The organism is Streptococcus sp. HMSC065H07, assembly GCF_001837325.1.
GTDB lineage: Bacteria > Bacillota > Bacilli > Lactobacillales > Streptococcaceae > Streptococcus > Streptococcus salivarius_H.
Window position 1 is genome coordinate 121394 of sequence record NZ_KV832019.1, and the last position, 12748, is coordinate 134141.

Genomic DNA, 12748 nt, shown 5'->3' on the forward strand with positions numbered 1-12748 from the left:
TAAACGACCTTACTTCTATGGAATATAGAGCTAAAAACTCACTTTAATTGACAGCATATCTATTTGGAGTCAGTACATAAGTCTAATTTTTTACTCTGTTTTCAAAACTCCTACTCTTCTTCTGGGTAGGTCAAACCCCAGTCTTTACGGAGTTGTGTCATAAGTTCCATGACATCTCGGCTGTAATTGAGGTAGGTATAATCATTCTCTCCTGCAACGGCTGCTTCCATATCCAGAACCTCATACTGGAGGGCTTTAGCGGTTTCTCCTGCTTCGATGATTTCTTGTGAGCCATCTTCCGTATAGGTGATGACCGCTTTTTGCCCACGTGGGTATTCATAAAGTTCGATATAGCCCTTGTCATAAGCGATGGTGCCACGTTTTGGTTGTTTAGCATGAAGACTAAGCGTTACAGTGGCCATTTCCCCTTCTACATTGGTAAGGAGAATACCTGCTTGTTCATCAACACCAGTTGGAGCTAATTTAACCTGTGAAACCATCTCTGTCGGTTGCGACGTCATGAACCAACGTACAAAGGAGAGGGCATAGACACCGATATCAAGTAAAGCTCCACCAGCCAAGTTACGATTGAAAAAGCGGTTGGTCATGTCATATTCTTTATAAGAACCGAAGTTCATCTGGATAACCTTGAGAGGTCCCAGCTTACCACTTTCCACAATTTCAGAGAGTTTTCGATAAATAGGCATATGGAAAATGGTCATGGCTTCTGCCAGTTTGACATGATTTTCTTCGGCGAGTTGAATAGCTTCTGCCAATTCCTCACTGTTTAGAGTGATAGATTTTTCACAGAGGACGTGTTTACCTGCTGCGAGTGCCTTGCGAAGAAAATTGATATGCGTATTGTGAGGCGTTGAAATGTAGATAATATCCACTTCAGGATCTTTAAACACTTCATCAATCTCTTGATAAACCTTTTCAATGCCGTATTTTTCAGCGAAGGCAACACCCTTATCATAGGTACGATTTGCAACGGAATAGAGTTTACCACCTAGAGCCTCTAAAGCCTGTGCCAACTCATTGGCAATAACACCCGTTCCAAGACTAGCCCATTTATACTTAATTTGATTTGTCATAGTTTTTCTTTATTCTATTTTTGAATGGTTAATTCATTTATCTGTGATAAGATTTCAACTTCACTCGCTCCTGCCTGAAGCAAGGCTGATGCCGCATAGGCCCCCTCAATGAGAGGTACCTGCTGAATAAGGATTTCCTTGTCTGAAAATTCTTCAACCATCTCCAAATTCATGCGAGCACTGCCCAGATCATAAAAAGCCAAGAGACGTTTAGCAGGTTGACTATCCACTGCTACTTGAACATGGTCAAAACTAGATCCCAGTCCACCATCTTCAAGACCGCCTGTGGCCGTTAAAGGAATATCTGGTGCAACTTCACGAATCAGACTCACCAAACCTTTAGCGATATCAGCAGAGTGGGATACAATCACAATTCCAAGTTCTGGCATGTCCTATTCCTCCGCTTCTAGTAGGGCTTTGAAGAGTAAGCCAGATGAATACGAGCCTGGATCAATGTGACCAATTGAACGCTCACCAACATAAGAGGCACGCCCCTTGGTAGCTACAACTTCCTTGGTTGAAAGAACAGCTTGGTCAATGACATCATTGGTTAGTTGACCTTGTTTGACAGCTTCAACAACCGGATGCCAAACATCCACCATGGTCTTTTCACCGGCTTCTGCATGGCCACGTTTTTTAATCATCTCGAGACCTGCCTCAAGCACTCCTGCCAAATCCTGTCCAGCTTGTTCAGCCTTCATCATGCCCATAAAGGCAGACCCATAGAGCGGACCTGAGGCACCACCAACCTTGCTAATCAAGGCCATTGAGACTGCCTTAAACACTTCTGCTGCACTTTGTGGTTCCGTGCTCTTAATAGCCTCAATGGCTGCCGCCATACCACGCGCCAAGTTAGCACCATGATCACCATCTCCAATAGGACCGTCTAATTCAGACAAGTGGTCTTTTTCTGCTTCAACTTTTTGGTTAAAGCCTTGCATCCATTTTACTGCAACTGTTTTATCCATAATATACCTAATTTCTAGTTCTCACGTCAGACTACCAAGCAATAGTCTTAACTGGACTCTCCAAAGCCTCAAGCCAAGCCTCATCTTCAATCTTCATCAGAGTCAATGAGAGGCCTGCCATATCAATAGATGTCATGTAATTACCTAATTTTTTATATGCCACATCTAGTCCGGCATCTCCAAGAATGCTTGCTACATCATTAGCAAAGACATACTGCTCCATGAGAGGTGTCGCACCCATACCATTGATGAGAAGGGCATAGCGTTCGCCTGACTTAGCCTCAAAGGCTTCAAGGAGCTTCCCTGTCAATTCTTCAGCTAACTGTCGAGAAGGTTGCATAGACTCCTTGCGATAGCCTGGTTCACCATGGATACCAATACCGTACTCTATTTCATCCTCTGCTAGGACAAAACCAGGCTTGCCGACCTCAGGAACTGTCGCACCGCTAAGGGCCAAACCAATAGTGTGGATATTAGGAACAATCTTGTCAGCCAAGTCTTTGATTTCAGCCAGAGACTTACCTTCGCGAGCCGCATGACCTAGGATCTTATGCACGAAAATGGTACCTGCAACCCCACGACGACCTTGAGTATAGAGGCTATTTTCCACAGCAATATCGTCGTCCACAACGACACTGGCAACCTCGATACCTTCCATTTCAGCCAATTCTTGAGCCATCTCAAAATTCATGATGTCCCCAGAATAATTTTTAACAACCATGAAGACACCAGCCCCTTGATCTGCTTCCTTGATAGCTTCCAAAATTTGATCAGGCGTTGGTGACGTAAATACTGCACCTGCGATGGCTGCTGAAAGCATACCATCACCTACAAAACCAGCGTGAGCTGGCTCATGACCACTTCCGCCACCAGAAATGAGACCAACTTGACCAGCAGCCTGCTCATTTCTTACAATGATGTCAAAGCCGTCAACACGATGCACCAAATCACTGTGAACATAAGCCAAACCATCTAGCATCTCTGTCACAACATTTTCAGGTTTATTGATAATTTTTTTCATGGAACTGCCTCCTTTTCAAAGGTATCATCTATTTGCACTTACATTTGTTCCCTTCTTTAATTGCTAAGACCCCTATAAATAAAGGACTTAAACGCTTTTTGAGAAAGGTAGCGTAAAAATATGTAAACGCATACATTTTATAATTTAATTGTAGCATTTGCCTCTACCAATAGCAAGGCAAAAGTCAAGCCCCCCCATTTTCCTGCCCCCTATCATTAAGTAGAAGAAAAATCTCATAGAAAGTCCTATTTTAGTCGTCAAAGCTATTGAAAAACCACCATTCAAGCCTTATAATGGAATGACGAATTAAGCGCTAAGGAGGTTCAAATGACCATCGATTTTCCAAGAGAGACAGAAATAGAAACCAAAAATGAAATGGATGCCGTCCTTCAGGCAGGCCGTGTCCTTATGGAGAGCGGTGCTGAGATTTACCGTATCGAGGACACCATGGGACACATGGCCAAGTCTCTTGGTATCAGAGACTTCTCCACTTATGTGGTCAATCGAGGAGTCATGATTTCTGGACTCAACCGCTCAGGTCTTAAAGAGTCTCGTGTCCTAGCTACCTCAGTCCCGTCTATCCATCTAGGTAAACTAGAGGAAGTAAACCGCCTGTCTCGAGAACTGGCAGAACAGCCAAATCAGCCTGTATCTAGCATTTTCCAAAAGCTGAAAACCATTGAGCAGAAGACTTTCTATCGTCCTTTAGAGGATATTATAGCCTGTGTCATTGGTGCAGGGAGCTTCTCACTAGCCCTTGGAAGTAGCTGGATTGATGGAACTGCTGCGGCTATATCGGGAGTTTTTGTAGGGATTGGCATGCAACTCTTTTCCCGTTTTATTCATACCAGTTTCTTGCAGATTATCCTTTCTAGTGCCATTGCCGCTTTATCAGCTAACATTCTCTATTATTTGGGTATCGGGCAACATCGTAGCGTGATTATTCTGGGCACCTTGATGATTTTGATTCCTGGGGCTTACTTTGTAAATGCCATTCGAGAATTCACCCAGAACAACTACTATAGCGGTCTGGCCCTGATGTTGTCAGGGGTCTCCACTTGTCTATCTATCTCTGTCGGTGTTCTTGCCATGATTTCCATCCTCCCCTTTGCGGAACAGTTATCAGGCATATTCTCAACACCGTCAACCTCATGGCTGGGGGTCTTGATTCAGACCTTCATGGCAGGACTAGGGACAGCAGCCTTCTCCGTGCTTTACCGAGTGCCTAAGAAATACTTCTTGGACCTCGGAACCCTAGGAGCGGGCTCATGGCTCCTCTACCTCTTGATTTGGAACAATACCCATCACGAGGTCTTAGCCATCCTCTTCCCTGCCCTATTAGTCACTATCACCTCACGCTTTTTGGCTCACTACCGTAGATGTCCAGCTACAGTCTTCCTAGCCTCAAGCATGTTCCCACTCATCCCAGGGATGAGCTTCTACCGTGCGGTCTACTTCCTCTTAATCGGAAATGCAGACCTAGGCCTCAGCTTCCTACGAGCTTGTTTCCTGGCCTCCTTTACCATCGCCATCGCCGTCAGTTTGACACAACAAATCCCTAGCCGCTATTTTGTACTAGGGAAGAAGAAATAAATTGTTGAAAGCCATTGGTTTTGTATACCAGTGGCTTTTTTGGTGGCGTTCTAAAATCAGTGGATAGCATATTATGAATATCAAAAATACCCTACTCAAGGATCTATCCGCTGCTAACTTAAAGCAAATACATCATTAACTCTCTTTAATGAAAGTTTATCATTCATATACTATCAGTTTTGTTTAGAAAAGAGTTGGAAAGAGATTTCTATAAAAGACGAAACCGTTTACATAATTCTTTGATTTTATTAGAATTCGGTGATAAACTTAATATGTAAGCAAGAATTCTGTAATACTACTTTAACTCCACTCATAAGTTAACTTTATCCTTACTACTATTGTTTAATTTAATGAAAGGACCATTATCATGGAAAAGAAAGTATATTTTATACTTCACAAAGTAAAAAAGCAATGGGTAACCATTGCAGTAACCGGTCTAGCTCTAGGGCTTAGTTTTGCAAGCTTGGGCTATGTGAACGCAGCTGAACAGACTCCCCCCATCTCAGAACTAACTGTTGAAAGCAACATCCAAGAAAGCGCAATTGATGTCATAAGCTCGTCAACTAATGAAGTCATTACTAAACCAGAAGAAAACAAATCTTTCGACGCCCCCAATACAAGAGAAAACATCACTGAAACTACTTCTACTGAATCTGATCTAAGTACCACTGAAGCAACTGTTACAGAAACAAGTACTTCTGAAATTAACTCTCAACAAGCTCTTCGTTCGGAAGTCTCTACTGTTACTGGCAGTGAAGTAGTAAGCTCTGGAACACCAGATTCTGAAACAAATACTGCTCATAAAGTAGAAGAAAGTCCCGTGATATCTGGAGGTCATTACACTAGTGATAGTCAGGGCAATTGGTACTACATTAAGGACGAGAAAGCACTTACTGGTATGCAAAATATTGATAATGTTACGGTCTACTTTGATGCCGATGGTAAGCAAGTCAAAGGAGACACCCGTCAAGTTAACGGAGCAACATATCACTTTGAGAAAGATAGCGGACAACTTACTCGCAATGCTTTTGCATCTGATAAGAATGGAAATTGGTACTACTTAGGCCAAGATGGGAAAGCACTTATAGGTAAACAAGTTATTGACAATATACCACTCTACTTTTACCCTAATGGTGTCCAAGCTAAAGATGCCTTTGTCGTCCTAGATGGAAATTCCTATTATTTTCAAAAAGATAGTGGCCAAATGGTTCGTGACCGTTTTTGGTCAGATGACGATGGAAACTGGTACTATAGCGATAAAGAAGGAAAACTTGTCACAGGCGAACAGTCTATAGATGGCTTCGATATGTATTTCTACCCAGACGGTGTTCAGGCTAAGGGTGAAATCGTTACAATAGGTATCGAACCCTATTACTTCGATAAGGATAGTGGTCATAAGGTCATAAATACCGACATTACTATCAATGGAAAAACTTACCACGCAGAAGCTAATGGACTTTTGATTGAAACTGAACAGAAACTTCCTCAACGTCCACTTGTTTCTGGTGGCCATTTCCAAGAAGATTCCTCAGGCAACTGGTACTATTACACCGCAACAGGAGAGAAACTAAAAGGATGGCAAAATGTAGATGGAGTAACTCTTTACTTTGACAAAGAAGGTCGTCAAGCGAAAAATGGGGAAAGAATCATTGACGGCTCCCATTACTATTTTAGTCACTATTCAGGTGCTGTAAAAACCAACTATTGGCATACTTGGTCTATTGAAATCAGAAGACAGGAACCATTTGCTAAAACGTATAACGAATATTATGGTTCTGATGGTCGACGTTACTATGGATGGCATCGAGTTGGCGATCAACTTTATTATTTTGATTATAATGGTCGAGTTGAAAATGATCTTACTATCTTCAAAGGACAAAACTACCTCTTTGATAATCATGGAAAATTGGTAAAAGATGCCTTTTATATTCAGTCATTACGTGTCTTTGTTGGAACTTTAAATACTAGCTATCGCTCCAATAAATTTGGCCAAGTACTAACCGGAGAACATCATATTAATGGTGATGACTACTATTTTTCAAATTCTGGTTCACCAGTCACTGATATAGTCAAAAAAGGTGGCAAGGACTATTACTATTTTGAAGGCAAACTTCTAAAAAACTATCTCGGACCTTTACTCAAACGTCAGGAACTGGATTATGATGCAGTCTACTCTGGCATCGTAGGTACAGATAAGGATGGGGTTTTACTTACTGGTGTTAGCACTGCAAATAATGGTAAACTCTATTATTTTGAAAATAATAGATATTTTGATAATAGCAATATCCCCAAAATGTTTACAGTTACAACACCTACTTGGAAAACGATTGATGGTAAGCTATACCACTTAGAGCCTAGCATAAACAGAACTTACAAGAATGGTGGAAGAAGTTATACCGATACCGTCAGGGAAGAAGTAGACATTATTGACCACGGAGTACGAACAAAGACCGATAAGATTAAACGTATTATTGGTGATAATTATAGTAATCTATACTATCTTGATGAAAACAATGATTTCTACATCGGACATCTACTTCCAGAAAACACAGATTTAACTAAGATTGAAGAAACTGTAATTCAAAGTGATAATAAATTCTATGCTTTCAATAGAACAAGTTCGCTTTCCGAAACTTCCCCTCTCACAGTTTCCAAGACCTTAGTTTACAATAAAAAAGCCTACCTCATTGATGATAAAGGAGTAGCGACCGAAACTAAACTAACAAATCGTTTCGAACATGATGATGCATGGAATTGGTACTACTTTGATAACGAGGGAAAAGCTGTCACAGGACTCCATTCAATAGATAATGTCACTCTATACTTTGATAAAGAGGGCAAACAAGCTAAGGGAAGACTTGTCGAAATTGACGGTCAAACACATTATTTCGATAGAGACAGCGGAGCTATGTGGACTAACCGAACACTTGAACTTAATGGTATTCGTTATGTCATTGACCAAAATGGTTATGTAACTATGAATAAACCTGGACAATTTATTCAAGATAGAGATGGTGATTGGGCTTATATTAAAGAAAATGGACAGTTAGCCACTGGACTTCAAATTATTAATCATCAAAAATACTACTTTGATCCAACTGGAAAACAAGCCAAAGGAAAACGACTTCTGCTTGATGGAAAGTACTATTTCTTCGATAAAGATACTGGTGCTATGTTCGTAAATAAATTCCATGAAACAGGCGATTACTTTTCTAAAAAATATACTTATTTTGGCGAGGATGGAAGCCAGATCTTTGGTTGGGCAACTATTGACGGTAAACGTGTTTATTTTAAAGAAGATGGCTACCAAGTTCGAAATGATAGACACAAGATAGGTGATTTCGATTATTTCTTCAAAAAAGACGGTAGTATGCTTTCTGATGATATTGACGGCGACTACAAATACTATTATGCTGATAAGGACGGTCATCTACAGTTCGGGTGGGTTAATCACAATAATGAAACCTACTATATTAGCCCACCATGGGGAGCTGAAGACCGAACATATCTAAAAACTATCAATGAAAAGACCTATCTTTTGGGCCCTAAAGGACGACTTCTAAGGAATACAGCTACAGACACCTCGACCTCTTGGAATGGTTTCTGTATCTCTGATGAAAATGGAGTTGTAAAAACAGGTGTCATTCGGTTAGAAGATAATAGACTTTATTATTTCAACCCTGAAATTTATATGACTACTCCTTTGAGTGGCGAATGGGCAGAGTTTGATGGTAAACTTTATCATTTTGAAAAGCCGATATCAGTTAGTCCAGAGTCAAAAGGTTCTCCAATTACCACTAACACTACGCTTGAAAAAGATGGAAAAACCTATATTATTGACGAAAATGGCGTAGCTACAGAGAAAAAGGATTAATATTCAACAATAATTTAAAAACAGCAACCATTTGAAAAACACTTCATTTTTGCCAAAATCTATTCAAAAACACCAGAAATCATTTTTTCTGGTGTTTTCTTTTTGTTTTCTAAAACCTAGTAAAGCTACCTGACAAAATTTCTTTCATAAATCTACTTCAAATCAAAATATTCCTTGACATCCTTAGCATAGCCATACTGTTTATTCAAAGTATATAACAAGTCCTTGTTATGACCTGGATAATTGTCATTTCTTCGTAACTCTTGATAAAGCTCGATATAGGGCAACTGTTTATCTTTGGCTGACTGCAACTCTGCTCCATAAGCATAGGCAATCTTTCGAAATTGGAGATTAGTAAGACCATCTTCTTCGACATCTATAATGGCATACTGGGCCCTGTGATTTTGTAGTGGTGACCAGTCAAAATAAGGCATCCCAATCGTACCAGGATTAAGGATTTGTTGTCCCTTACTACCATAACGAAGCAATTGCTTATGCACATGACCGTAAATTGCCATATCTGTTTGATCATCTAACAACTGATCAAAATGACTGGTATCGTTAGCTGGACGTAACTCACCTCCGTAGTTTTTCTCCGGTAAATGATGCGTCAGAGAAAAATGAATCCCATTGATTTCCTTCTTCACAACCAGAGGCAGAGAACGTATCCAATCAACATATTTAGAATCAAGTTCTTCCATCAAATACTGGGTAAGTCTCAGGAGCTGAATTTCTTGAGGGTCCTCTAGACCATATTCCCCATCTAAAGCTTCCAAAACGCAATCATCCCAATTTCCTCGAACGGTGGCTGTTATCGGAATAGAAGACAAGAACTCAAAGAGTTCATTTCTTCCTGGGCCAGGTAACAAAATATCCCCCATTAACCAATATTCTGTCGCACCCAACTCTTGTGCATCCTTAATAACTGCCTCAAGAGCTGTTGTATTCCCATGAATATCTGACAAAATTGCAATACGATGTTTCATCTATACTCCTTTACTGATGGTCTACAAAGTTGAAACTAGTATAAGATTAACTATTCTTCCTCACCATCACCCTCATACAAACATGCCACCAAACGTTCAAAGGGCTCTATATACTCCCAATACTCAAAAGGGAGATTTGTAATCTTACTTAGATCATTATCATCAAAATGATACACGAGATGGCGTAGTATTTGATTTTCAATATAATGAATATCTCTCAACTGCTCTAGGCTGATTGTATCCAGTTCTATGATGTAGTGACACAAATCATCAAGTGCCTTTACGTCAAATTTTTTCTCCTCGTGTAGGAAGTAGAGAAAGCTCTGATTCTCACCCCTTTTATTATCTTCTATCAGATTCCTTTTATGCTTCATTCTTGAATCCTTTCCTTAATAGCAATATTATAACACTAGAAAATGATTCCCCAAAGCGACAACATAAAAAGAGAATCTGGAATGTTTCCATTCCAAATTCTCTTCTTCTTGATTTCCAAAATAGCAAGACTTTTTACCACAAACTAATGCGTTTACTTGGTGCTAAGTACATAGCATCCCCTTCTTTGATTTGAGGGTAGGCCTCATAAAACTCAGGAAGGTTTTTAAGTTGTTGGTTAACACGTAACTCATTTGGTGCGTGGACGTCTTGTACCATGGTATATTTATTGTACTGTAGGCTGGCCTTTTGTTTCCAGATATCTGCGTAGTTCTCAAAGTAATCCTTGAGGTTAGGTTTTGTCATATCTGTTTTGAGAACTTGTAGTGTGGATGAGAGACCACCAGCATCTGCGACATTCTCAGTGACTGTGAGTTTTCCATTTACCTTAGTCCCATAAATTTCCAAACCATTCCACTGGTCTTCAAAGGCTTTGATCCTCTTGTCGAAAGCTTTACTATCTGCTTTTGTCCACCAGTTATGCATGTCGCCGTTCTCATCATAGTCAGCACCATTGGAGTCAAAGGCATGGGTAATTTCATGTCCAATCACGACACCGATACCACCATAGTTCTTTTCAGTACTTTGGTTTTTATCATAAAATGGAGCTTGCAAAATACCAGCTGGGAAGTTGATGCTATTGCTTTCTGGGTTGTAATAGGCATTGATATCAAAAGCAGAACCAGACCATTTATTCTTATCAATTGGATCATCAAAATGATCAATGGTATAACGTTTTCCGAACTGGGCAATGTCTTCTGACAATTCAAAGAAGGACTTGTTCGGGTCAAGATGTAGTTCCTTAGTACCAGGATCCACATCTTCCTGATAACCTACAAAAACCTTCATTTTATCCAACTTTTCGATGGCCTTGTTGCGTGTATCTTCCGTCAACCAATCATTCTGTTGGAGACGACCACGATAGACATTTTTGATTTTATCAATCATACCTGTCACATCAGTCTTGGCTTCTTCACCAAAGTATTTACGTCCATAATAGACACTCATGACATCGCTAAACAGATTGACACTCATCTCATAGACTGTATCTTCTTTAGAAATTGGCTTTTGTGTGCCCATAATAGCCATGCTAATCGATGCAAAATTCAAACGGTAATCTTCTGTCAAAGAATTTGACGCTGCCATAGCTTCTTGCACTAATATCCATGATTTTATTTTAGAAAAATTGTCCTGATTAACGATCTTACTATAGTTCTCAAAATACTTGGTATTAGGGACATTGATGGTTTCTAAATCACGTCCCATAATACCTTTGATGACATCATATAATTTGAAGGAACCAGAGTAGGCATTAATCTCTTCTGCTGTTTTAGGGTGAACTAAATTCTTACTTTCAGACATCTCTTCGTTACTGAGACTGTACTTAGCAATGATTTCATCGAACTCCAGTGCTTCTTTGACAATGCGTTTACTATTTTTCTCGCTATATCCAAGCATTTCCAAGGCTTTTTGCGTAGCTGTCTCGATTGGAGTCAAATATTGTTTCTTGCTGGCCTCATCTTTATAAATAGACACATCTGGCAATAAGATACTTGGGGGACTCAATTGGATTTGTTTTTGGCTGGTATTCTCTGCGTTAGTTCCAACGTTGTAACCAAATGGAAGAGGAATCCCCTTATCAGTCAAGCTAGCAGATTTACTGGCCAAATCATTCAGATCCTTGATATCCTCAATTTCTTTTAGATAAGGTTTGAGAGGTTCAAGGCCATCTTTCTCACGTTGCTTGTAATCACTAGCAGCCTTGTAGAAGGTGATAAACTCAGACATCCCTGTAATATCTGACGTTTCCTTGCCCTCCCCTAAATTTTTGATATCCTTCTTTAACTTTCCTTTGATATCTTCATCTAAAGTATAAAAATTATCAATGCTTGGAGAATCAGCAGGAATTTTGGTTTTTAGGAGCCAGTCCTTGTTAACAGCTTGGTAAAAATTTGAGGCTACCGTAGCATTCTTGTCAATCGGTGTCTCTTGTGGGACAAAGGTTTTATAGGCCCAAAAACCGCCTCCTGCAAGAGCCAAGGCCAAGGCTCCCGTTATGGAACCAAGAATAATTTTCTTACGCTTTTTCATAAATACTCCTCATAAAATTAAATTAATGTATTTGTATTATATCATTGGAACAGTGATTTTAGCAAGCTGTTTTTGGGAGACAAAAAGAAGTAATCAGACGATTACTTCTCTTTATTTTCTTAAATAGCGAAAATTAGGTATTACGACACCAAAGATAAGAACCATAAAAGATCATCTAAAAGACAAACTGCCGAGTGATGTTAATCCTCTTGCTAGATTAATGTTACGCTCTGATTTTTCTTGGAATTCTGTGAGAGTCTTACTCAAGTCACTCACTCCAGAACTCAGTGATTTGCCTTTAGAAAGATTGCGGACTGCTAGAGCCTGAATAGCTCTACATAATTCTGCTAGAAGTTCGTCATTATCCTTCTTTCCAACTTCTATTTTATTTTTAAACGTTACGAGCAACTCTCTCTCATTTTCAGTTGTTTCTGGATTTATAATAAGATTATAGATATTGTTTAAGATATCCGTAATTTGGTTGTTGTTACTTTTTGTCATCTAGATTACCTCCTATAACCTGTAGCAAGATTAGGTCGAGCAAGTGAATTGAATTGGTTAATTATTTGTGTTGTCATGAGCAACGACCTCTTTTAATAGTTCGATGTGACATCATTATACACATCTAGCATATCAAATTCAAGAACAAAAATATCCTTCTGCCATAAATGGTCCAAATATAGCACCAA

Annotated in this window: 10 protein-coding genes; 2 read left to right on the top strand and 8 right to left on the bottom strand. The window is 39.7% G+C overall.

The window, feature by feature from the left end:
- Positions 1–110: 110 nt before the first annotated feature.
- The 4 genes from HMPREF2637_RS02695 to dhaK are packed head-to-tail and all read right to left on the bottom strand — an operon-like array spanning position 111 to position 3083.
- Positions 111–1094 (bottom strand): Gfo/Idh/MocA family protein, encoded by a 984-nt coding sequence (locus HMPREF2637_RS02695; RefSeq protein ID WP_064525419.1) that lies wholly within the window; start codon positions 1092–1094, stop codon positions 111–113.
- Between the two features lie 14 nt (positions 1095–1108).
- Entirely contained in the window at positions 1109–1483 is a 375-nt protein-coding gene (gene dhaM, locus HMPREF2637_RS02700; RefSeq protein ID WP_014634742.1) for a dihydroxyacetone kinase phosphoryl donor subunit DhaM, read from the bottom strand.
- 3 nt (positions 1484–1486) lie between these two features.
- Positions 1487–2062 (bottom strand): dihydroxyacetone kinase subunit DhaL, encoded by a 576-nt coding sequence (gene dhaL / locus HMPREF2637_RS02705; RefSeq protein ID WP_064525416.1) that lies wholly within the window; start codon positions 2060–2062, stop codon positions 1487–1489.
- A gap of 31 nt (positions 2063–2093) precedes the next feature.
- Complete coding sequence (gene dhaK, locus HMPREF2637_RS02710; RefSeq protein WP_002891299.1) at positions 2094–3083, bottom strand: dihydroxyacetone kinase subunit DhaK; 990 nt, start codon at positions 3081–3083, stop codon at positions 2094–2096.
- A gap of 327 nt (positions 3084–3410) precedes the next feature.
- Between dhaK and HMPREF2637_RS02715 the strand changes: the two genes are divergently transcribed.
- Both HMPREF2637_RS02715 and HMPREF2637_RS02720 read left to right on the top strand, forming a co-directional pair.
- Positions 3411–4676, top strand: a complete 1266-nt coding sequence (locus HMPREF2637_RS02715; RefSeq protein WP_002891300.1) for a threonine/serine exporter family protein — start codon at positions 3411–3413, stop codon at positions 4674–4676.
- Between the two features lie 367 nt (positions 4677–5043).
- Positions 5044–8550, top strand: a complete 3507-nt coding sequence (locus HMPREF2637_RS02720; protein WP_064525413.1) for a glucosyl transferase — start codon at positions 5044–5046, stop codon at positions 8548–8550.
- 152 nt (positions 8551–8702) lie between these two features.
- Here HMPREF2637_RS02720 and HMPREF2637_RS02725 read toward each other — a convergent pair whose 3' ends face one another.
- From HMPREF2637_RS02725 to HMPREF2637_RS02740, 4 genes are all read right to left on the bottom strand, one after another.
- Entirely contained in the window at positions 8703–9536 is an 834-nt protein-coding gene (locus HMPREF2637_RS02725; RefSeq protein WP_070839002.1) for a metallophosphoesterase family protein, read from the bottom strand.
- Positions 9537–9586: 50 nt separating this feature from the next.
- A complete protein-coding gene (locus HMPREF2637_RS02730) occupies positions 9587–9910 on the bottom strand; it encodes a hypothetical protein (RefSeq protein ID WP_070839004.1) in 324 nt (107 codons plus the stop codon).
- A 133-nt stretch (positions 9911–10043) separates the two neighbouring features.
- Entirely contained in the window at positions 10044–12059 is a 2016-nt protein-coding gene (locus HMPREF2637_RS02735; RefSeq protein ID WP_070839006.1) for a M13 family metallopeptidase, read from the bottom strand.
- A 171-nt stretch (positions 12060–12230) separates the two neighbouring features.
- Positions 12231–12560 (bottom strand): bacteriocin immunity family protein, encoded by a 330-nt coding sequence (locus HMPREF2637_RS02740; protein ID WP_070839008.1) that lies wholly within the window; start codon positions 12558–12560, stop codon positions 12231–12233.
- Positions 12561–12748: the final 188 nt, after the last annotated feature.